Origin of the sequence: Paenibacillus sp. KS-LC4 (assembly GCF_036894955.1) — a bacterium.
GTDB lineage: Bacteria > Bacillota > Bacilli > Paenibacillales > Paenibacillaceae > Pristimantibacillus.
This window is the reverse complement of record NZ_CP145905.1, coordinates 3,065,187-3,086,846: the sequence shown is the minus strand read 5'-3', so window position 1 is coordinate 3,086,846 and position 21,660 is coordinate 3,065,187. Positions and strand designations below refer to the sequence as shown.

The 21,660-nt window shown below is 46.3% G+C and carries 16 protein-coding genes and 2 pseudogenes; 4 read left to right on the top strand and 14 right to left on the bottom strand.

Annotated elements, in window-relative coordinates; all coding sequences use genetic code 11:
- Positions 1 to 90: 90 nt before the first annotated feature.
- The 4 genes from V5J77_RS13090 to V5J77_RS13075 all read right to left on the bottom strand — a co-directional run bounded on the left by V5J77_RS13090 (position 91) and on the right by V5J77_RS13075 (position 4,251).
- On the bottom strand, positions 91 to 939 hold the full coding sequence (locus V5J77_RS13090; RefSeq protein WP_338556440.1) for a carbohydrate ABC transporter permease: 849 nt from the start codon (positions 937 to 939) through the stop codon (positions 91 to 93).
- On the bottom strand, positions 936 to 1,898 hold the full coding sequence (locus tag V5J77_RS13085; RefSeq protein WP_338556439.1) for a sugar ABC transporter permease: 963 nt from the start codon (positions 1,896 to 1,898) through the stop codon (positions 936 to 938). The genes V5J77_RS13090 and V5J77_RS13085 overlap by 4 nt, the downstream gene beginning before the upstream one ends.
- Positions 1,899 to 2,177: 279 nt before the next feature.
- Entirely contained in the window at positions 2,178 to 3,500 is a 1,323-nt protein-coding gene (locus V5J77_RS13080; RefSeq protein ID WP_338556437.1) for an extracellular solute-binding protein, read from the bottom strand.
- Between the two features lie 367 nt (positions 3,501 to 3,867).
- On the bottom strand, positions 3,868 to 4,251 hold the full coding sequence (locus tag V5J77_RS13075) for a tautomerase family protein (protein ID WP_338556436.1): 384 nt from the start codon (positions 4,249 to 4,251) through the stop codon (positions 3,868 to 3,870).
- 136 nt (positions 4,252 to 4,387) lie between these two features.
- Here V5J77_RS13075 and V5J77_RS13070 point away from each other — a divergent pair, with 136 nt between their 5' ends.
- The gene (locus V5J77_RS13070) at positions 4,388 to 6,916 is read left to right on the top strand and encodes a tetratricopeptide repeat protein (protein ID WP_338556434.1); all 2,529 of its coding nucleotides are present in this window, start codon (positions 4,388 to 4,390) and stop codon (positions 6,914 to 6,916) included.
- Between the two features lie 288 nt (positions 6,917 to 7,204).
- Here the strand turns inward: V5J77_RS13070 and V5J77_RS13065 are convergent.
- The 3 genes and pseudogenes from V5J77_RS13065 to V5J77_RS13055 form a co-directional block, all read right to left on the bottom strand.
- Positions 7,205 to 7,843 (bottom strand): annotated as a pseudogene (locus V5J77_RS13065) (excinuclease ABC subunit UvrA); the annotation flags it as partial.
- Positions 7,844 to 7,870: 27 nt separating this feature from the next.
- On the bottom strand, positions 7,871 to 8,269 hold the full coding sequence (locus V5J77_RS13060) for an SRPBCC domain-containing protein (RefSeq protein ID WP_338556433.1): 399 nt from the start codon (positions 8,267 to 8,269) through the stop codon (positions 7,871 to 7,873).
- Positions 8,266 to 8,595: a metalloregulator ArsR/SmtB family transcription factor gene (locus V5J77_RS13055; RefSeq protein ID WP_338556431.1), complete on the bottom strand. Its 330-nt coding sequence runs from the start codon at positions 8,593 to 8,595 to the stop codon at positions 8,266 to 8,268. The genes V5J77_RS13060 and V5J77_RS13055 overlap by 4 nt, the downstream gene beginning before the upstream one ends.
- A gap of 286 nt (positions 8,596 to 8,881) precedes the next feature.
- Between V5J77_RS13055 and V5J77_RS13050 the strand changes: the two genes are divergently transcribed.
- Positions 8,882 to 9,784, top strand: a complete 903-nt coding sequence (locus tag V5J77_RS13050) for a deoxyribonuclease IV (protein WP_338556430.1) — start codon at positions 8,882 to 8,884, stop codon at positions 9,782 to 9,784.
- Between the two features lie 18 nt (positions 9,785 to 9,802).
- On the opposite strand, the pseudogene V5J77_RS13045 reads toward V5J77_RS13050, so the two are convergent.
- The 3 genes and pseudogenes from V5J77_RS13045 to V5J77_RS13035 all read right to left on the bottom strand — a co-directional run bounded on the left by V5J77_RS13045 (position 9,803) and on the right by V5J77_RS13035 (position 15,145).
- Positions 9,803 to 10,967 (bottom strand): annotated as a pseudogene (locus tag V5J77_RS13045) (MFS transporter).
- A gap of 186 nt (positions 10,968 to 11,153) precedes the next feature.
- Positions 11,154 to 12,020 carry an amidohydrolase family protein gene (locus V5J77_RS13040; RefSeq protein ID WP_338556428.1) on the bottom strand — a complete coding sequence of 289 codons (867 nt, stop codon included), beginning with the start codon at positions 12,018 to 12,020 and terminating at the stop codon, positions 11,154 to 11,156.
- A 14-nt stretch (positions 12,021 to 12,034) separates the two neighbouring features.
- Positions 12,035 to 15,145, bottom strand: a complete 3,111-nt coding sequence (locus V5J77_RS13035) for a GNAT family N-acetyltransferase (RefSeq protein ID WP_338556427.1) — start codon at positions 15,143 to 15,145, stop codon at positions 12,035 to 12,037.
- Between the two features lie 220 nt (positions 15,146 to 15,365).
- Between V5J77_RS13035 and V5J77_RS13030 the strand changes: the two genes are divergently transcribed.
- On the top strand, positions 15,366 to 16,724 hold the full coding sequence (locus tag V5J77_RS13030) for an amidohydrolase family protein (RefSeq protein WP_338556425.1): 1,359 nt from the start codon (positions 15,366 to 15,368) through the stop codon (positions 16,722 to 16,724).
- Between the two features lie 143 nt (positions 16,725 to 16,867).
- Here V5J77_RS13030 and V5J77_RS13025 read toward each other — a convergent pair whose 3' ends face one another.
- A complete protein-coding gene (locus V5J77_RS13025; protein ID WP_338556423.1) occupies positions 16,868 to 17,905 on the bottom strand; it encodes a Gfo/Idh/MocA family oxidoreductase in 1,038 nt (345 codons plus the stop codon).
- Positions 17,906 to 17,939: 34 nt separating this feature from the next.
- Positions 17,940 to 18,830, bottom strand: coding sequence for a sugar phosphate isomerase/epimerase (locus V5J77_RS13020; RefSeq protein WP_338556422.1), 891 nt, complete (start codon positions 18,828 to 18,830; stop codon positions 17,940 to 17,942).
- 124 nt (positions 18,831 to 18,954) lie between these two features.
- On the opposite strand from V5J77_RS13020, the gene V5J77_RS13015 reads away from it, so the two are divergent.
- On the top strand, positions 18,955 to 19,854 hold the full coding sequence (locus V5J77_RS13015) for an AraC family transcriptional regulator (RefSeq protein WP_338556421.1): 900 nt from the start codon (positions 18,955 to 18,957) through the stop codon (positions 19,852 to 19,854).
- Positions 19,855 to 19,997: 143 nt separating this feature from the next.
- On the opposite strand, the gene V5J77_RS13010 is transcribed toward V5J77_RS13015, so the two are convergent.
- Both V5J77_RS13010 and V5J77_RS13005 read right to left on the bottom strand, forming a co-directional pair.
- On the bottom strand, positions 19,998 to 20,585 hold the full coding sequence (locus tag V5J77_RS13010; RefSeq protein ID WP_338556419.1) for a DUF1349 domain-containing protein: 588 nt from the start codon (positions 20,583 to 20,585) through the stop codon (positions 19,998 to 20,000).
- Positions 20,586 to 20,639: 54 nt separating this feature from the next.
- Entirely contained in the window at positions 20,640 to 21,623 is a 984-nt protein-coding gene (locus V5J77_RS13005) for a hypothetical protein (protein ID WP_338556418.1), read from the bottom strand.
- Positions 21,624 to 21,660 lie beyond the last annotated feature (37 nt).

Here is a 21,660-nt window from a genome sequence, read left to right as displayed (position 1 = left end):
TCCCTTCAAGTCCGATTCAGACACAATAAACGGTAAAGCTGCGAAGGGTATTCGACGCTTTACCGTTTATAGAGAGATGTATTTTACATCTTATCCTTTAATTCCAGTCGTTGCAATCCCTTCCACAAAATACTTCTGAAGAAACATAAAGAGGATCGTTGCTGGAAGAATAGACACGAGTGACATGGCAAGCAGCTGTCCCCACTCCTGAGCAGATTGAGAATCATTGATCATTCGAAGCGCCAAGCCAACCGTATACTTGTCTACTGTGTTGATATACAGGAGATGACCGAGAAAATCGTCCCAATTCCACAGAAAGCAGAAGATGGTCACGGTAACAATTGCCGGAAAAGCAAGCGGCATGACCACTCTCCAGAAAATTCCGAACCAGGAGCACCCGTCAATTTTGGCAGACTCATCTAGTTCTCTCGGAACACCGCGTATAAATTGGATCAGCAGGAAGACGAAGAAGCTGCCGCCTGCCCCCCCAGCCAGCAAATGGGGAATGATGAACGGGAGATACGTATTCACCCAACCTAGCTGATAAAACAGCGTATATTGAGGAATGATCAGCACTTGTCCAGGCATCATTAAAGTCAGCATGAGGATGGAGAACCAAAATTTTTTCAACGGAAAATCCAATCTTGCAAAACCGAAGGCAACCAATGTACAGGATAACAACGTTGTGACTATTACAGCAAATTCAAGTCCGAAGGTATTTAAATAGAAGTCGGTAAACGTATGTCCGGGAACCGCGTTCCAGCCTTTAGTGAAGTTGCTCCATTGCACAGTAGTAGGAAAAATGGACGGTGAGGTAAGCTCTGTGCTGTGTTTAAGTGAAGCACCTATCCACCAAATGACCGGATAAACCATCACGAAGCTGAAGAGAATCATGAACAAATGCCGAAGCGTCGACTTGATTTTTAGTGTTGTTGTCATTTGCGTTTTCTCCCTCCAGTGTCTGTTTCATAGAATACCCAATACTTCGAGGTGTAGGAAATAAAGGCAGTAGCAGCAACAATGGCCAATAGCATGATCCAGGCAAGTGCCGAAGCATATCCCAGCTCGTAACGGCTGAATGCCCTCTCATACAAGTACAACGCATAAACATATGTCGCATTCATCGGCCCGCCGTTTGTGATTACAAAAGCGGAGGTGAACATTTGGAAAGCACCAATGACTGCCATGATCAGGTTGAAATAAATAATCGGTGAAAGCATCGGCAGCGTGATTTTGAAAAATTGAGATATTTTATTTGCCCCATCTACAGAAGAAGCCTCGTACAGATCATTCGGAATTTGCTTGAGTCCTGCCAGAAAAATAACCATCGTAGATCCGAATTGCCAGACCGTCAGCAGAATCAACGTGCCAAGCGCCGTATCGGGATTAGTAATCCAGCCCTTTCCTTCAAAGCCAAAGACAGCAATCAGTTTGTTAAAAACCCCATCTACGCCAAAAATATTGCGCCAGAGCAGGGATACCCCGATACTGCCTCCAATGAGCGACGGGAAATAAATCGCTGTGCGGTAGATGCTGATCCCTTTTACGGCCTTACTTAAGATCATAGCTACAAAGAGAGCGGCTATTAGCTTCAAAGGCACGGACGCCAGCACATAAGTAAAGGTTACTTTAGCGGATTGAATGAATTTCGGGTCTGCCGTAAAAATACGCTCATAATTTCGGGTACCGATCCACTGCATCGGCTGCATCAAAGTATAGTCGGTAAAAGAATAGTACAAAGATAAAAATAACGGGTACGCCGTAAGTGCGAGAAAACCGATCAGCCAGGGTGAAATAAACAAATAGCCTGCTAGCGGAGCGTTCCATCTGCCCTTGAAGGATGAGCTTTTTTTTATTTTCGCCGTACTTTGGGCTATATGGGCTGTAGAACGATTCATCTGTGGTCACCTCTTGTGGTTAATTTTATAGTTTAAGTATATAGGCCGTATTTGTCCTGCTAAAGGAGGGGAATGCTCGAATTCTTTCAAAATATAACGATAAAAAAGAAGCGATGAGCTTCATTATCAAAATAAAGGAAAGGCCCGGAGCAAGACTGCTCCGGACCTTCGTTCAAATATAAGAATTTATACGTTTCACACTTATAAACGGGCTTATATTTCTAAGGGAAAGCTTTTCATCGCCATGGAAGGACGACGAAGTCGTTTTTGCTTGTTGCCTTATTTTTCGTAGGATTGCGCAGCTTCTTTCAACTGCTCAAAGGCTTTCTCCGGCGTCACTTTTTCAAAACTGAGCTGATCCCTGACCAGCACCCAGTCTTTATCAATAAAGTTTGTCCAGCCACCTGCTCCGGCCGACCAGGTTTGACCATCTGGCTCTGTCGCACGGAGCAGACCCAAACCAACCTTATCCAGATCGCTCATGCTTGCTTCCAGTGAGGTCGCAATTTCTTTATTAGCTGGGAGTCCGCGGAATGTCTGCAAAATATCAGCTGCTTCCTGAGCATTCACAAACCAATTGATGAATTTTTTGGCTTCTTCAGCATGCTTGGAGTTTTTGGAGACGGACAGGTACATGGATGGCTTTAGCCATCCGCCTGCTTCTTCTGCACGCGGCATCGTTACAAGTGCGTAAGCCCCTGGTTTAATACTGTCCCAAGTGCCCAAATTATTGGAGAAGCTGTACCTGAATAAAACCTTACCCGCGGCCATCAAGTCCATTTGCGGATCGTTTTCCTTGTCGGATGCGTTCACGTCCGCTGGTGGAACCAGTCCCTCCTTGCGCAGCTCTTCAAATTTCTTGGTCCAATCCAGATAAGTTGCTTGATCTACATTGAAGTGACCCTCATTCGTAATAACCTGGCCTTTACCTTTAGCATATTGATAGGCTGAATACATAAAGTAGTTACCTGCATAATCCAAGGTGAAATATTGTCCACTTGGCAGCTTGGACTTGGATTCTTTGGCCAAGGCAAAGAAATCATCCCATGACCAGCCATTGACCGGATTTGCAATACCGAGCTTATCCATAGCAGCCTTGTCATACACCATACCGAATGCAACCGAACCCAATGGAACAGCGTATTGCTTGCCGTCAAGTTGACCTCCTGCCAGCAATTTCTCGTCGAATTTGCTTACATCAACCTCAGGAGCCAGTTCAACCAATTGTTTGCGCGACATCCAGTCCGGCATCCAGCCTGGATCAAGCTGAACGACATCTGGTGCATTGTTAGCTGCAGCCTGTGTCGATAATTTATCCAAATATCCATCCATGCCTGAGTATTCCGGCTCAAACGTAACATTAGGATTGTTCTTCGTGTACAAATCCAGTGCAGCCAAGGTCGCCTCATGGCGCGGCTGGGACCCCCACCACATAATACGCAGCTTAACAGCCTCATTGCTAGCTGCGCCTGTTGACTCAGCATTAGTACCAGCAGGCTCTGAAGTGGATTCTACAGTTGTATTTACTCCACTGCTGCATGCCGCCGTTCCCAGCAAAGCCGTCATCGCCAAGACTGTAAGAGAACGCTTCCATTTCAACATCTTTAACCCTCCTAATTTAATCCGAATTATCTTTCTACACCGTTATAGTAACAATTATGAATGGAAGTTCATATGAGGACGATGCACGATTTATTTTAAAATCTCACGAAAATCGTAAACATATAACCTCCTATAACAAAAATAAGCCGCCAATGGGCGACTTAAGAAAATGCGGGTATCGAGACGAATGCACATGAACAATATGTAGTGCAGCCGTGCAACGAATTTGTCAAGCAACTGATTCAGTTGAGTCACTTTTTGTTGTTGCGAAACAGTCAATTGATCGAACGAACCGCCCGTCTGCAGCTTGCCCCATGCTTCCAATACGTCAGAGTCGATATGTGGAATGTTTGAAAGGTTGATGAATTTACATGATGAATGGCGCTAATCCATTGCCGTAAGACCAGTTTTCTTTCGTGACTTCAACTAGATTGATGAACACGTCTTCTGTTCGGATGCCGCACTGTTGATGCAACTGCTCAGTTAATGCCGCATAGAACTCTTTTTTCATTTCGGCTGATCTGCCAGCGTTCAAAGAGATTTGAACGATGAGAAATCCGTCGCTTCTTTCAATATCTAGACAATTCGGGTCAAAACGAAAGTTTTCGCGGTCGAGCTCTTCGACAATGAGAAAACGATCGTTTTCGGGCACGTGCAGCTTGTTCACAATTGTTTGAAGAACGACCTCTATAATGTGGGATTTTTCCTTGCTAGAACGACCTTTCAATGTGACAATGCGCGTTAAAGGCATATGCATGAACTCCTCGCTTTAATTTTGTTTTTGTTGATATGGCTTATTATATCTGCTAAAATCCAGAACACGAATGTATATGAGTTCGTGTTTGTTCGTGTCGAAGCTGCTCAAACTATGGAATTCAGGTGATTGGATGGAAGACGGGAAATATTCAAAGGATTGGCCTCATGATTGGATTAAAAAAATTCGTTCAAGACCTGCCCGGCACGGCTTATCCAAACGGATGCGGCAAGTGGACTTGGCAAAGCGGGTGGGCGTCGATCCGCGGACGGTACAGCAATGGGAAAATGGAGATCGTCTTCCTAGCGTGGGTAGCCTCAAACGCATGATCCAAGCCTTTTGGGATGAAGGACTTTTCCTAGAAGGTGATACGCGTCAAGAGGCGGAGGAGCTTTGGTTTGCCGTAAAGCGATTTTCGGAGGCGCGTTCGACGACGTCGCGGGAGTTTCCTGATTTCGATGCTGCCTGGTTTGAAACGCTGCTTACTATAGAAGAGAACGAGAGGAAAGCAGCAGGTTCCGCGCCATGTCCATTAAACACCACAGCTCGGTTGCCACGACTCCCTTCGCTCTTCGTTGGCCGAAGCCAGTCCAGAGCTGATTTGGAGAACCGGTTGAACGTTCACTCCCTAGTCTCCATCGTGGGACCCGGAGGAATCGGCAAAACATCCCTTGCCGTTCAGGTGGCTTCAACGCTCGCAGAAAAGTACCCGCATGGAATTTTAATGTTCGAATTTGGCGATATAAATGATCCGCTTGGCTTGGTGCAGTTGCTTTTGTCCATGCTGGGGCTGCAAAATCAAGCGAACCGGACCGATCTTCAAATGGTACAGGAGGCCTTGTCCAATCAAAAAATGCTGTTTATTTTTGACAATTGCGAACATGTCATCGACGCCAGTGCAGTTCTGGTCGAATCGCTACTGGCAAGCTTGCCGGAGCTAACGATTCTTGTTACCAGCCGGGAACCATTAAATATATCCGGGGAGTCTGTCTACCGAATCCCTCCATTATCGTTCCCCGCAGACGAGCATTCGCTACTGGAGCTTTCCGAACAGGAAATCATGACCTTTGAAGCTGTAAAGCTTTTTTTAGAGCGGGCGCGTATTGTGGCTCCCCAGTTTCAGCTCACGTTGCCGAACATCAGACTTGTTGGCGCCATTTGCAAAAAGCTGGAGGGTATTCCGTTAGCCATTGAACTGGCGGTTGTCCGGATGAACATGCTGACACTGGAACAAATAGAAGAACGCCTGACAAATCTGTTGACCTTGTTGACTGCGGGCAAACGAACGGCTTCGCCACGGCAGCAAACCCTGAAATCCACGATCGACTGGAGCTACGATTTGTTGACTGGCAAGGAGCAACTGCTTTTAAAGCGTCTTAGCGTATTTTCCGGAGGGTTCACTTTAGAGGCAGCGGAAGAGATTTGCGCCTGCGAGCTCGGAATGCAAAGCCAGGAAGAAGGCATCACTTCGGAAATCATGCTCGATCTGTTGTCTGGCCTTGTCAACAAGTCTCTCGTCTCTACTGAGATTGGCGAGGACTACCGCTTTATTCGTTATTTCATGCTGGAAACCATCAAGGAATACGCAGCCGGGAAGCTGCGGGAGGAACGCGATGACCGTAAACGTCACCTCCTTTTCGAGCGCCATGTTCGTTATTACAGTGAATATTTGGTACTTACGGAGCCTAAGTTCAGAACTCGCCAGCGCGACGCTTGTATTGAAGAAGTGAGGCAGGAGTATGCGAATTTGCGCTCCGCTCTCCAGTGGGCCCACTCCAATCCGCAAGCTCAATCGACTGGACTTCACATGGTCTCAAACCTCTATTGGTTCTGGCTCCATGAAGGCAGGCTTAAGGAAGGACTGCTCTGGCTGGATCGCTTCCTTGGCAGCGAGGCTCATGAAAGAGGAGTGCCTTGCGCCGATACCGCAAAAGCCTTGCATGGACGAGGCGTCATTCTATTTATTTTAGGAAATGTTGAGAATGCTATGGTTGAAGCGGAGCGTACTGTAGATCTTGCCCGCGCTTTAAAAGAAAGCTCTCTCTTGGCTACCTCCCTTCGCTTGCTCGCGTTTCTTCACATCAAACAGAAACGCCTAGAGGAAGCCGAATCGCTGGTACAGCAGAGCGTCGACATTGCAAGATCCAGAGGAGAGTTGTGGAATTTGGCCTCCTCCTTGCATGCTTATGGGAAGCTCAAATTGGAGCAAAAAAATTATCTTGCAGCATCTGTGCTTCTCAACGAGAGTGTGTATTTCTTTGAAACGGTCCAGGACCAATGGGAAGTATGCGGCCCTTACGAAAGCCTAGGCTATTCCGCTTTAAAGCTTGGGCAAACGGCCGATTCCATTGAATGGTTTAAAAAATGCATATCCGCAAGCCAAATTTACAGAGGTGATTGGGTTCTTTCTCGCAGTATAGAAGGATTAGCTATCGCTTTATGGGCAAAAAAGGCGTATTCCGAAGCTGCCATTCTTCTCGGAGCCGCAGAGAAAGGCCGCCAAAGCCTCGGCGGGGAGGCCATGCCAAATTTTCCGGCAGAGCACGCAGAGGCTATTATTGATCTACAGCAGGTTTTTGCAGGGCAGGAATTACATGAATTGTGGAGCAAAGGCAGAGAAATGACCCGCTCCCAAGCTCTTGCCTATTCACTGGATATCTAGTGTAAAAGCAGGCCTATCTAGCTGTTGCAAGCAACTGGTCTTATACGTTTCAATAAATCAATCGCCTGTACTTCCAATGTGAAGAAGCAGGCGATTGATTTGTGAATAAAATTTTCTTTTGTCCGTTGCTATTTGAATTCACATCCCTCTCTATTAGATCAGGATTGAAAAACATGAATGAAGTGTCGCAATTAGCTTGTCAAACCGTCATATAAAAAAAAGGCTGCCGATTTTACTGGCACCCTTGGTTGAGATCATGAAAATTTATCTGTAAATGGATTTGATTCCTTACATCAAGTATTTCCCCGTGATCGACTGCTCCGCATGAATAATCTGCCCAGGTACGCCCTCGAACACTACCTCGCCTCCCTTGCTTCCTCCGTCTGGTCCCATATCGATAATCCAATCCGCTTGGCTGATTACATCGAGATTGTGTTCAATGACAATCACCGTATTGCCGGCGTCCACGAGGCGGTTCATAATTTCCAGAAGTTTTCCGATATCTGACATATGTAGGCCGGTTGTCGGCTCGTCCATCACGTAGATACTGCCCTTCTTGTGCAGCTCGCTTGCCAGCTTAATCCGCTGGCATTCCTCGCCCGATAGCGTGCTGAGCGGCTGGCCGAGTGTAATATAGTTATGACCTACATCACTCATCGCTTGAAGCTTGCGTACTACCTCTTTGAGCTGAAAAAATGCCAATGCCTGCTCTACAGTCATCTCCAGCACTTCTGCAATGGACTTGCCGTTCAACTTGTACGCGAGCACCTCTTCTTTGAAGCGTCTACCACCACATACTTCACATGGCAGCTTCACGCTGTCGAGGAAGGCAAGGTCTGTATACACAACACCCAGCCCTTGGCAGTTCTCGCAAGCCCCTTTGGAATTGAAGCTAAATAAGCCTTGGCCCACCTTGTTCGAGGAAGCATCGTGCTTAACATCCTTCCAATACGGTTATTGCTCCAGCGCCTGTTCAAACCCGCCGAACCAATTGCTCCAGCCATACCTAGCGCCTTCAAGTCCTTGAGTATTGGAGAATCCGGTTTGCTCTAGATGTAGATTAACCTTTCCGTCCCCTAAATCCTGCAACGTCCAAGTAACCGTGTGCTGCTCCCCTCCGCTGGCCCAAGTATAGGATAAGCGGTTTGGTTCTTCCACAATCAGCACTTCTCCGATAATAATACCATCCCACCATTCGGACGGCTGCGTGCGGAACTGGAAACGGTGTCCTACGACTGGCTTAAAATCATTTTCCATAATCCACTTGGCAAGCTTGCTTGGATCAGTTAAAGCCGACCAAGCCTTCTCGATCGTTGTCGTGTACTGAAAATCCAAATTTAATGTTAAACTCATTCTTCTTCCTCCTCAAATAGTTGGTTCAAGCGCAGCATATTCGCACTCCAGAACTTGCTGTAGAAACCTACCCAATCTTGTATTTCTCTAAGTGGAGAGGCGTTTAGCCTAAATCTTGTTTCTCTGCCGACTTTTCGATCAAGCACTAGCCCTGCCTCTTTAAGGATTGTCAAATGCTTGGATACGGCTGTTCGGCCCATTTGAAACTGTGCCGTTAATTCATGCAGCGGAATCTCTTCTGTTTCTGCTAGCAGCTGAATCAATCGCCGTCTAGTTGGATCTGCAATCGCGTCAAACACATCCCGCATCGGGTTGTTCTCGCTCACAACACCCTCTCCTAAAAATTATTACCAAGGGACAGCCCATAATTTCACAACCTTCTTAAAATTATGCGGCTCTTCGAACGTAGCGCCCACGAGGCGAGAATTTTCAATTCGACACCATTTAGTGTCACTTAAATAATAGGTCACCATTTGGTGTCGTGTCAACAGCATTTTTAATTCCATATGAAAACGCTAAGTCAGCATAAGCAGTTCCTCGAATATTCCTAAATAATCAAGGGCAGACTTCGTTTAACTTATTCTGCAAGATTATTAAACGGAGGTCTTCTGCATGCTAATTGGCAGTCATGTTTCCATGGGTGGCAAAAAAATGCTGCTTAGAGCAAGTGAAGAAGCTGCATCATATGGTGCTAATACATTTTTGATATATACAGGGGCCCCTCAAAACAGTAAACGAAAGCCCATAACCGACTATAATATTGCAGCGGGTCACGCACATATGAAGAAACATGGGATTAGCCATATCGTTGTTCATGCCCCTTTCTTAGTCAATTTGGCCAATACGATTAATAGTAAAGTGTTTGAATACAGCCTGTCTTTGATGTGTGATGAGATAGAACGGACAGAAGCTCTAGGCTCGGATCAGATTGTTATGCATCCAGGGAGTCATGTAGGCGCAGGAGTAGATTTGGGGCTCAAAAAAATAATAGAAGGACTCAACGAAGTATTATCCCCCAAAAAAAACGTTCAAATTTCTCTTGAGACCATGGCGGGAAAAGGAACCGAATGTGGCAAAAGCTTTGAAGAACTGGCTCGAATTATCGATGGCGTTACACACAATGAACGTTTATCTATATGTCTGGATACTTGCCATGTGCATGATGCCGGTTATGATATCGTCCATGATTTTGATGGTGTGTTAGAGGAATTTGAGCGGATGATCGGTCTAAAACGATTAAAAGTTCTTCATATTAATGATTCCAAGAATGAACGTGGTTCTCGTAAAGATAGACATGAGAACATTGGTCATGGATTCATTGGATTATCGGCACTGGACTACATCGTACACCATCCTCAACTGATTGAATTGCCCAAGCTGTTGGAGACTCCCTCCATAGGAAAAATTAAATATAAGAATCCTCCCTATAGACATGAGATCGCGTTGCTCCGAAGAGAAATAACTGTACCCGTTTTGAAACAACTCGACCTTGAGTCAAATTCAGATATGGAATAGGGCGTGTCTGAAACCCGTTCAGTGGCCCCTTTCACCGCCTTTTCGCCCCCTGCTTCGTTCCGTTTGCGATTCCGATGATCGCTGTTCTCGCAAGTTCATGATGATCAAGATTGTGGCCAGTACCGTAAGGATGACTCCGAGCATTTGGAAGCCGATAGCACTAAACGTATCTCCCATGACGATTCCAATCAACAACGATGATAAAATAGTGCCCAGATATCTCGAAGTATTAAAAATCCCCGATGAGACACCGATCATCAGTATTAAATTCGTTGACATGACGTACCTGCTGCAAATAAGTAGGTATGCCAAAAAACAGGGAGTAAAAAAGAACATTGATGAGCATAAATTGCACATTCACCCCTGTCATTGCCGGATATTTAGCGAAGGCTCGCAAAGGGATAAAAGGTGATGTCGTTTTTAGTTCGTGTCGTATAAATGTTACGAGTGCCGTACAACCAACTCCTCCTGCCAGCAGATTCCATGTTGAACGATGCCCGGATGACTTGAACGAAAGCAACCCAATCAGCAAACCAACCAAAGCTACCGTAAACAGCAAGATACCTGGGAAATCGATCAAATCTAGCCAATTTCGAATGGACCTTTCGCCAGAAGTAGATTCGCTTGGCTCGTCCTTAGGGATTGTTTTCCAAGCAAATAAAAAACTTGCTAATACAAGCGGAATATTAACAATGAAGATGCTAGGCCAGTTCCACCAATGAATGAATATACCACCAATAAAGGGACCAATCGCTGCTGCTCCGGACAGAAATATCGCCAGAACGGACAAGGCAGCTGCTTGCTTCTCGGTAACGTAAATTCTTACAATCGACATTCCGACCGCAACCATCATGCTTGTGCCAATAGATTGAACGATTCGAAATCCAATGAGCCACGAAAAGCTCGGCGATAACGGGGCAAGCATGGAGGAGACAAAGACAACAACAAGACCGGTAAGGAATATCCCCCTGCGGCCGAACAGATCACTGCACTTGCCCATGACAGGTTGAGCGACGGCACTCGCTATGTAGAACGAAAAAATAATCCATGACACGTCTGTAAAATCAAGCAGATACACCTGTTGCAGCCTCGCAATGGCGACAGAAATCATGGAGGAATTTAGTGGGTTCAGCATGATTCCCAATCCCACAAATATCAATAACCATTTATTTCGATCATACATTTTAATCACATCTCCTTGTCTTGCTGTCATCTTACATGAAACGCTTCATTCTTTCCAACGCATTTTATGTTATGATGTAATGCTTCAAAGGGGAGTACAAGGAACACTCCCGAAGCGTTAAAATAAAAAAAGCCGCCACATTGGCGACTTTTAACGGCTTCCCCTGCACAGGGACTCTACGCTATTCTACTCTTCTCCAAGCAGCTGTTTCAGCTTCGGAAATACCCGTAGCGCATTGTTATAAAAAACATCCCCCCAGTGAGCCTCAGGAATGAGATGCTTTACAAACTGGATGTAGGCATCCAATGGAACAAGCGGCCAATCGGTACCGAACACAAGCCGGTCATATTTTTCGGCAAACACAATGGCACGTCGGAAATGATCCGTATACGTTTGCTCCAGCAGCAACCGTTCCACCTTCGCAGCATCGCCTACTATCCAGCCCGATAGATCCGCATAGAGATTCGGATTTTTTTCCAGCAATGCGGCTGTTTCCATAACCCAGGGATCACCGAGATGACAAAGCATAAAGGTAAGATTACGATGCTTCAAAAAGGTTTCTTCCATAGACAGCGGATGCGAATATTTGAGCAAGCCTTTGTCCGAATAAGTCAGTCCTCCATGAATGACGATAGGAAGCTCGTAAGTGGAAGCGAGCCGATATACCGGGTCATAAATTTCATCACCTACATTGTAGTGGTAGTAGCCTGCATACAGCTTAATACCAACGACATCCTTCGAGCGCAACGAATGCTCCAGCGCTTCGAGCTGACCATCCAGATGCAAAGTTAAAGGATTAATACCGACACAAGTAAACAGATTGTCAGGAAGCTGTCCGCTCAAATCAAGCAGCATGGGATTAAGGGCTGCGGAATCAGGGAATGCCCCCTCAACCGTTTCTGTAACGCCCATCCCCACACCTGCTATGACTCCAGCGTTTCTAAACTCCTCTAGCAAACCGCTTGCTGTGTAATCAATAGCTGCCAAAGTTTGTGCCGTCTCTTTAAAGGCGGCAATATTAGAATAATGGACATGTGCATCTATAATTTTCATGAAAGTATCCTCTCTTAAGTCAATTGGTCAAAACGAATGTTGAGCAAATCCTGATAAGCTTCCTCTGGGGCAAGCAGATCAGATATGATATAGAACTGCGGTTTGCTAAATTGCTGCTGCCCGTCTTGCAAAAATAGTTTTTCTATTGCTAAGGATGCCACTACATCGGTATTCATATGCAGCTCGCTTGAACCAAGCTCTGGGTGGACCATAAAGGTTAGCCTCTGTTTTCGCTCGCGGGAGCTATACTGGTAGATTCCGCTTGGACTGCCCGCACTATATTGAACCCTGCCAGCCTTATAGGTAATATGTTCACCATTGCTATTTTTGACATGCCCCCTGCTATCCTTGATATCGCTGCTGGCCCGGTAGAAGGTCGAGCTGGACAAGGTTAGCGGATGCAAAGGCGCACCTGTATTTTGCTCCACCCGAGTGACAGTTGCAAGCACAGGAGCCCCTGGCAGCAATAAGAAATAGTGATGGAGCACAAGTCCTCTGAGTTTTGCATGTCTGCTGATCGTCACACTCATTCGGATGCCTGACCAGCTATTTCCAAGATTATCTGTAATCGCTGCAAAGGCGGCCTCACGCGGCTCTTCCATGAAGCTCGCTGCGGACATGCCGGATACTTCCGCTGAAATGCCGCCAATCCAAGGATTCCACCAAGACTTGGGACCGGGATGAGGAAAGGAGGAATCGAGCCATTCCACGCCGCTATGCTTTAGTGAGAATAAGGCTGGTGCAAAGCCGCTGCTTGCCTTGATTTGCAGAACCCCATTATCCGCCGTCAATACTTCCCCCTGATCTGCTGGCTTCGTTTGTTGAACGATAGGAAGATTCGATAGCGGGAAAACAAGGCGGCCTCGTCCTATTTCATAGGTTTCCATATCCAAACGCAGTGATAAAAGGTCGGCCTCTGGACTGGATTTTCCGGTTAACGATATTGTCGTTTCAGTGAGCTGCTGCTCGCCGGATACTGAGTAATGAACCTCATCCACACTGTCTAGTGCAGAGGTGATTTCAATTTCTCCGGCCAAAAATGTATTTTTCCGTTCAACAATTCGAACCTCGAACTCTCCCTGAAGAAAGGGATTCCCCTGATTCACAATCGTTTCCAACTGCTCGGCAGCCCTTAGCTCCTGTGACGCTCCACTGTTCTGGGCAAAAGCACGGAAATCGCGCCAATTTCTCCACGTTCCTAGCGCAATGCGGATAGGCTCAGTCTTTACAATACCTCCAGCGGGTAAGACACCTAGAGGATGCTCAAGTCCGTAAAGCCAGCCCTCTGATGTGATTTCTAATGCTGCCGGCCAAGTAATCCCCCGCGATGACTTCTCGTTATTAGCAAAAATCCAATTTTCCGTGAACCTGTTTTTCTCCCAATAATCGGAGTTACTGGCGTCAGGACCTTTGCTTAAATTCACATATTGACCTTCATAGGGAATAACGCTGTCATCCAGATTGAAATTAAAGCTTTCCTTCAAAAATAAGGGCTCATCCGAGTTCGAGGAGGCTTTGCGCTGTACAACATGATGACGAGTAAAGATGCCATTGCTGTACAATTTAACGACAACCGTTAGCTGAAGGTCAGCTGCGGTCAAATCATACTCGGCTTCAAGCACCATAGCATCATCTTGTCGACATCTTACACGCGGGATGGGATTTTTTTCAAATGCTCCACTATAAGGCAGGCCAAATTTGGGATAATGCAGATTCATTACACCGAGAGCTCCCTCATTAATGGACAGCATATTGCTTGATTTATTTAAACGGGCGGAGTATTGTCCATTAAAGATTACCCAGTCCTGATCGGTTTCGCCTCCGAAAGCAGCATGTATGCCCGGAAATACAAGACTGATCTCCTGCTGCGATACGAGCAATTCACCAGCACCGACCACTTTGTGTATAGCGAGACGATGATGCCAAATACCATAGGTCAGCAATCGGGCTGCAATGGTCATGGTCTTCCGGCCTCTGGCGGGTACCTTAATTCGGACAGAAGGCTGGCTGAAGGAAAGAACAGCATCATCGGCTAGCTCGCAAGCAAACTCCGCTTCTGTCTCGTACTCATTTTCTACCGTCAAATCAAGCGTAATAGGAGCACCTGCATAAATGGGAGCGGCTGGTGCTTGAAGCTTTAGCTTCGCTGGAAATTTTGGCTCAATGCCTATTTTGAAGGTAGCTGGCAAACCATTAATGAGCAGCTCCGCTTCAACAACCGGATGTGTCTGAAATAGGTTCTGATCCTCTTGGATGGGATGAACAAAGAAGCTGCCATCTATTCGTTCCTGTGACTCAACCACTCTGGATTCGTGCAGCTCAAAGCTAATGGCAGCATTGCCAACGCTCTTAATTTCCAAAGTAAGCGCCTTACCACTTTTATTAACGGCTTCATATATGATCGGATAGCTATCGCCGAAGGGCAGCTTATGATGAATTGGAATCGTCGCCTTAATGAGGTAGTCAGCGGTTTCAATTAGTCGTAACCCGCGTCCCGTCCGCTCATACTCCATCCTCAGTTGCAAGGAGCCCTTTTTCCACTCATAAGTAAAATAATCAAAGCCTTGCTCCTGACGTCCATCGGGACTTATCGCAATTTCGCGTATGCTATCCGTGTACCAGTCGATTTCTTCAAAATATTCCTTCACAGCCCCCGTCTGCAACACGGATGGAATCAAATTCATTAGATGAGTGGTGTCATCCCTTTTTTCCCAGAAAAATCCGCTCTTTTTATACGCAGGAACAGCTTTCGTATTGCCTGGCCACGTATAGAGGTCGAGTCTAGGCCAGCCAAGCTTCAAGGTTTCCTCTAAAGCACGCAAAATTAGTCGCTTGCCGACTTTGTGACCGTGATAATCAGGACGGACATTTAGTAAAGGAATATACAGGGCACCTGCATCCTCCTTGTAATGAGAGAAGCTGCAATACCCAACAACTTCATCACCGGCTATCGCCAAAAACACATGAAGAAATGTACTGTTATGATGTTCTTTAACAATGCTTTCCTCCGTCTGGAGCGAGTTGTCTCCTCCCCAGCTCTCATTGCTTGTATTCCACATCACGGCAATGGAGCCCGCATATCGGGGTTCATATTCGACAATCGTTATCTCTTCATTTCTATTCATAAGAGCACTCACCTCCTAAATTTGCTGCACATTTCTGAAGCAAATTTCGACATTTTACTGACTGAACGTTCAGTATATATTGTAGCATGTGTGTTTTTTCTGGTCAATTTTCCTGAATCTCCTTAGCTATTTAATTCTTTTCCTATCGGTTTACAAATTGTGTAAAAATATGTAGTCTATATTTGTATACTAATATGTAAATATAAAGGAGATGAATAGGTTGAGTAATCGCTACTTAATTAAGAACGGCGATTTTTTAACAATGGATAACGCTCTAGGAAATTTTAAGAAAGCTGATATGTTAGTTGAAGACTCTATCATTGTCTCGATTCAACAAGAGATTGATGCTTCAGACTGCGAAATCATTGATGCAGCGGATATGATTGTCATGCCAGGCTTTGTAGACACCCATCGGCATGTTTGGGAGTCTTTAGTCCGCACGATTGGAGCTGACTGGTCACTGCCGACCTATTTGCAACATATTTATTATGGCGGATTTGGCAGCAAATTGCGCCCGACAGACAGCTATGCTGCCAATTTGCTAGGTGCATTGGAAGCGCTGAATGCCGGCGTAACTACCCTTTTGGATTGGACGATGATTTATTCTCCCGAGCATGCAGATGGATTCATTAAGGGCTTGCAAGATGCTGGCATTCGCGCCGTATTCGCGTATGGAGCTTCCGGTGAGACCGAATATTGGGACCGCAGCAGCAAAAAGCTCGTTTCCGATGACGTCTACCGCGTAAAAAAGCAGCATTTTTCCTCCGATGATCAGCTGCTAACGATGGGCTTAGCCATACGAGGACCGGAATTCAGCCATTGGGACGCTACCGTTCACGAAATACGACTTGCAAGAGAGCTCGATGCGATTTGCTCCATGCATGTCGGCTTTGGCAGCTGGGGCCCGGATGACCGCTCTATTGAAAAGCTATATAAGGCTGGCCTGCTTGGTCCCGATTTAAATATGGTGCACGCTAATACGATGGGCTATGATGAGTACAAAATGCTTGCAGATTCAGGGGCGTCGATATCCATTACGCCTGAGGTGGAAATGATGATGGGACATGGCTATCCCGCCACCGGGCTGTTTATGGAAAATGGCGGAACGCCTACCCTTGGCGTGGATGTGGTGACTTCAACCAGCGGAGACATGTTTACGCAAATGAAATTTATGCTGCAGGCGGAGCGGGCAAGAACGAATCAGAGCCTTTTAGCATCCAAAAGCATGCCCGGTGAATTGAGTTTGAAGGCACAGCAGGTTTTGCATTTTGCAACGATAGCTGGAGCCAAAGCTTTAGGATTAGACCGTAAAGTCGGAACCTTAACGCCTGGAAAAGAAGCCGATTTCATTATGGTACGGACGACAGATTTGAATCTCTTCCCTATCTCCGATCCAGTAGGAGCCATTGTACAATTTGCAAACCCGTCCAACGTTGATTCCGTATTTGTTGCTGGACGTCCGGTCAAACGTCATGGCCAGTTGCAGTATGTCGATTTAAATCATATACGTAAAATGGCAAACGAAAGTAAAGAATACTTATTTTCTACTGTAGCAAATACCACGAATGGGGTCATTTAAACGGTCCGGCTTAGAAATATGAGCAAAGTCGTCATATATATGTTTATTAATGAACAAAAACCGGTATCCAAAGTTGGGAAACCGGTTTTTGACTTGAAAATTTAGCCCATGCAGCTCTTAACATTCCAAGCTATTTTTCATTATTATTTCATCATATCAGCAATAAGAACCTTCTTCCCTAGCCGCGCACTCTCCAGTGATGCAAGCACCATGGCCATGCTGTAAATATTATCGCTGCTATCGGTTTCCGGCTTGCGCCCTTCGTCAAGCGCTGCAAACATTTCATCAAGACAGCCTTCGTGAAACTCATTATTCAACTTCACAAGTCCGCCCTCTATACGCACATAATCGCGAATAAATTTGCCCGTCTGATCACTTGGAGCAACAACCTCTGCATAGGGCTCGCCGTTTCCGTCCCAGATGGCTGTACCATATTCTCCTGTAATACGCCACTGAGCCTCCCATGACGTAATCGCCCCCTCCGCGCACCATGAGCCGCGATAATTAAATAGTGAGCCGTCGGACATTTCAAAAATACAAAGTGCTGCGGCATTTCCTTCATACCAGGAGCCAGGAGGGTTAAACTCATGGCAGTAGACCGATACCGGATTCGCTCCCGATACATACCGAGCCTGATCAAACGTATGAATGGCCATATCGAGCAGCAGCGGACTGCTCATCGCGTCACGAAATCCGCCAAAGTGCGCTCCGATAAAAAAATCCGCACCGATAAAGCCGGTTCGCCCAATGTGACCATCCGTCAGCAGCTTGCGCAAAGCGCGAATGCGCCCATCGTAACGGCGATTTTGCATAACGGCGTGGGTATAGCCTGTGCGCTCCGCCAGCTTCACAAGAGACAGGCACTCTTCCATGGATTCCGCCAAGGGCTTCTCGCCAAATACATGACAGCCCTGCTCTAGCGCTGTTTTGCCGATTGAATAGTGACTCGCTGGAATTGTAATATCAAACACGAGATTCGCTCCAGTCTCCTCAAGTGCAGTTTGCAGGCTCGTAAAAGTCGGACAGCTCAATCCTTTACGCTCCGCCATTGCCTGGGCAAATTCCTGTTTAATATCGACAAGTCCTACGATTTCCGTATCCTCCCTGCCTAATGCATAGTCCACCCATGTGTTTGCCATTCCGCCGCAGCCTGCGACAACTACCCGATATTTTGCTGGCATCTTGTTATTCCTCCCGCTTCTCTTTTGCTCGTTTTTATACGCTTGGATTTGGAATAAAATCGCCACCGCGGCAGCGCTTCAAATAATTTAAGGCATGAACCTGGCCCGTCATTTCCAGCTCGTCCTTGTACACAGGATCATGCCAGCCTTCGATGTCGATTGTGCCTTTATAGCCATTTTGACGCAAAATCGTTATAATATCGCTCCAGTTGCTATCACCAAAGCCCGGTGTCCGATGCCACACAAATGGCTGGGGACCATGCACACCATGCTCCTTCACAATATCCCAAGCGATCGTCGCATCTTTGCCATGGACATGGAATACCTTGCTTGCCCATTTGCGAAGCTGCGGGATCGGATCAATCAGGCTGACCATCTGGTGGCAAGGCTCCCACTCCAGGCCGATATTATCCTCAGGCACTGCGTTGAACATAAGCTCCCATGCTGCCGGATTATGGGCAATGTTCCAGTCTCCCCGCGACCATGTGCCACCCATATCGCAGTTTTCAAATGCAATTCGCACGCCTTTGTCCGCCGCACGTCTCGTTAGCTCCCCGAACACTTCCTTAAAACGCGGAATGGATTCATCAATCGGCTGGTCCGTCAATCGCCCAGTAAACCCGGATACAATATTAGCGCCAAAGAGCGGCGCAAAATCAATTAAACGCTCCCAGCTAGCTAAAGTATCCGCATTATCGCCTGTACCTGTAAGCGGATTACCGAAGACGCTAAGAGCCGACACCACAAACCCGTGCTGATCGGCTAACGCTCTTACACGTTTAGCCAATTCCGTCAAATCGGTTTCCCCCGTAGTCTGCCAGAACGTTAAATTAAAAGATTCGAAACCATGTCCCACGATTTGCGGTATCATCACATCGGCATTCCCGCCGCCTACCAAGGTACCTATTCGCATTTGCTCACTCACTTGAATGTCACTCCAATATTGGCTTATAGTATGCTTAGCACCTTCATTATAACGAGAGAATTATAAGATGACTCTATACAATCTTGAGCAAAAGTAGTCTAATCTTGTGGTGGTGAATACTATTATGACTTATCCGAAGGAACTTTGGGAAAATACGCGACTCGAGCATAAGGCTTATCCCATTCAATTATTTCATAACCAAGCACTTGGTATTAAGCCGGGGGAGAGCATGCTGTATTTGCACTGGCATGAGCATTTCGAGATTATTCTAATGCGAGAAGGCAGTGCGCTGCTGCACATCGACAGCAGACCGTATGAGATATCGCAGGGGGAGCTTGTCTTTATTCCGGGAGGCGGCCTGCATGTTGGCTATGCGCTTAGCGAGGGTGATATTCGTTATGATTGTATCGTCTTTAATGCCTCATTGTTCAATGAGTGGGTTCATGACCCCGTGCATGCGCAGCTTGTTGCGCCTTACCTAGAGGGAACACTGAGATTTCCAGTCAAACCGCTGGAGCAGGAGCAGCATGGCGGCGCTATCGTGAAGCTGCTGGACGAGCTGGTGGGAGAGCTTGACGACAAGCAGTCTGGCTATCAGCTGCTCGTCAAAGCGAAGCTGTACAGCGTCCTAGCACTGCTTGCCCGCCGTTACGACAGTCAGCCGCCAAACAGTGGCAGAGGTGCAGCCGCCTCGCATTTGGCTAACCGCGACCGCTTCAAGCAACTGATCAAACGACTGGAGTCTGATTTTCAAACCAAAATAACGGTAGAAGCAGCAGCGCAGCAGGTTAATCTGAATCCCTTCCATTTCTGCAAGCAGTTCAAAAAGCTGACTGGGCGCACCTTCATCGAATATGTCAATGTTTGTCGCGTAAACGAGGCGCAAAGGCTGCTGCTGCAAACGACATCTACCATTGCCGAAATTGCAGCAGCAGTAGGCTGCGACAATCCGAATTATTTTACGAAGCTGTATAAGCAGTACAAAGGCATAACCCCGTCGGAGGCGCGCAAATGGCCGCGGTAGGTGGGCAACCTTAATAGGGACACTCAATCGCAAGAGAAATTTCAACAAAAAACCTGACAAACCCCTTGGTTTAACAAGGCTTTTGTCAGGTTTAAATGTTTGGACAGGCGGCTTTGCAGCGCTGAAATTATACATTCCCTCTTTTATTGATGCATCTTCCACTTGCATTCTGTCATTTCAAACTCGCTAAAAACAGCCTCAAAAGAGGATTGCTCCGGGCTGCAAGCATAGACGCCAAACTGTATTTCTTCTCCGCCTTCGAACAAATGGAATATTCTCATTTGCTTATAAGTGATTCCGTCATAACAATTTTCGATACAATAATCACTTTCACGACGGCTGAATCGGTAGTACATCGTCTTTACATTTGCCGGGATATCCGTCGTCGCCCAATCCGAAAACCCATGGTTGGTGACAACACTGCCTAACCGTTGAAATTCATCATTTTCAAATTCGATAGAGGCCTTAAACCAGTTATCGCTGTTCTGATAAAGAATAACGCCGCACTGGTCATAACGCTGTTTACTGTCAAACTCCGTTTTCACAACAAACGAGAAGTAACGCTCGGATGTTCTCAGCAATAAAGCGGGGGCAGAATCATTTTGAAAACCGTAATAGGTTCGCTGCCAAAAATCAGTTCCCGGCTCCGTTGTAATCGTAACCTTATCGGGTTCGACGGCATATTTTTTCGGTTCATAAAGCCAAAATGTACGTTGCAATTCAAATTTCATTGTATAGGTCTCCTTATTTATCAATCAAGACGCTAGAACAAATATCCATGCTGGCTAAGCCTTCATCTTCTCCAAGCAGCTTAAAATAAAGGCTTGCTCCCGCTCCAGATTGTCCTGCAGCTTGGCATAGATGCTGCTAGCTAGCTTCTCATCCTCTTTAAATCTGTATTTAAGCACTAAATTTCGCAAGGACAAGTACCGTTGCTTCAAATCCGCACTAGTGTCTAGCAGTCGCTGGTCGTATAGCATATGCCCCTGTTCCATCAAATAGGCAAGACGCTTGTCCATTAAAAGCTTGTGCTCATACAGCAGGTGATACGCGCGCAGGTCAAATTTTCTATATTCAGATGAAGAGGTATCCCGATGCTGTGGATCTGTAAGAAGCCGCTGCAGCGCTTGGAATCCGAATTCGAACTGCTGCTCCACCACCAAATCAAACGTAGGTCTGGAGTATAAATAATTTTGCAGCTCGAAAGCAATTTGGTCCATACTAATATCGCATTCAAAATCCTTGCGCTTCAAAAAGCGAATTTCCGTATAGAAATCGTATTCATCGGACACATGCCAATAACCCTCCTCAAGCTCCGAAAAGGGGCATTCCGCCGTTATAAATCGCTCCACGAAGTTGTCTGCGACAAGCGCCATATCCTTGTCCAAATCATATCCGTAAATGAACAGCTCATGCATATGATGTCCATTTTTGTATGAATCCGTCAATGATAGATAATAGCGGTCTACGAAAAGATGTACATAATAGCCACGATCTATCGACTCGATAATGAGATCCTTTAATGATCTCCCCCATTTGGCAATGACGAGCTCCTGAGGAAGCTGATTATAGGATATGCCGGGACAGTTTTTGAGAAGGATATGGTGATTGTCAAAGGCGAACATTTCCCATAAATAAGCATATCTGATTTGAATAAAATTATTGAAAACCCACCGCCATAATGGTTCGTTTATGATGGAAAACAAAAATCCGTACGGGGTGTACGTGCTAACTTCCGGTTCCTGGAAGTAAAGCGTTTTTCTCGACATGACATTCCGCCTTTCTCTGTGTAATGACCCTTCCAAG

Coding starts and splice junctions, on each gene's coding strand:
- V5J77_RS13070 (WP_338556434.1), top strand. CDS start 4,388: ATGGAAGACGGGAAATATTCAAAGGATTGGCCTCATGATTGGATTAAA.
- V5J77_RS13060 (WP_338556433.1), bottom strand. CDS start 8,269: ATGAGTTTAACATTAAATTTGGATTTTCAGTACACGACAACGATCGAG.
- V5J77_RS13005 (WP_338556418.1), bottom strand. CDS start 21,623: ATGTCGAGAAAAACGCTTTACTTCCAGGAACCGGAAGTTAGCACGTAC.
- V5J77_RS13040 (WP_338556428.1), bottom strand. CDS start 12,020: ATGAAAATTATAGATGCACATGTCCATTATTCTAATATTGCCGCCTTT.
- V5J77_RS13085 (WP_338556439.1), bottom strand. CDS start 1,898: ATGAATCGTTCTACAGCCCATATAGCCCAAAGTACGGCGAAAATAAAA.
- V5J77_RS13050 (WP_338556430.1), top strand. CDS start 8,882: ATGCTAATTGGCAGTCATGTTTCCATGGGTGGCAAAAAAATGCTGCTT.
- V5J77_RS13035 (WP_338556427.1), bottom strand. CDS start 15,145: ATGAATAGAAATGAAGAGATAACGATTGTCGAATATGAACCCCGATAT.
- V5J77_RS13090 (WP_338556440.1), bottom strand. CDS start 939: ATGACAACAACACTAAAAATCAAGTCGACGCTTCGGCATTTGTTCATG.
- V5J77_RS13010 (WP_338556419.1), bottom strand. CDS start 20,585: ATGAAATTTGAATTGCAACGTACATTTTGGCTTTATGAACCGAAAAAA.
- V5J77_RS13080 (WP_338556437.1), bottom strand. CDS start 3,500: ATGTTGAAATGGAAGCGTTCTCTTACAGTCTTGGCGATGACGGCTTTG.
- V5J77_RS13075 (WP_338556436.1), bottom strand. CDS start 4,251: ATGCCTTTAACGCGCATTGTCACATTGAAAGGTCGTTCTAGCAAGGAA.
- V5J77_RS13015 (WP_338556421.1), top strand. CDS start 18,955: ATGACTTATCCGAAGGAACTTTGGGAAAATACGCGACTCGAGCATAAG.
- V5J77_RS13025 (WP_338556423.1), bottom strand. CDS start 17,905: ATGCCAGCAAAATATCGGGTAGTTGTCGCAGGCTGCGGCGGAATGGCA.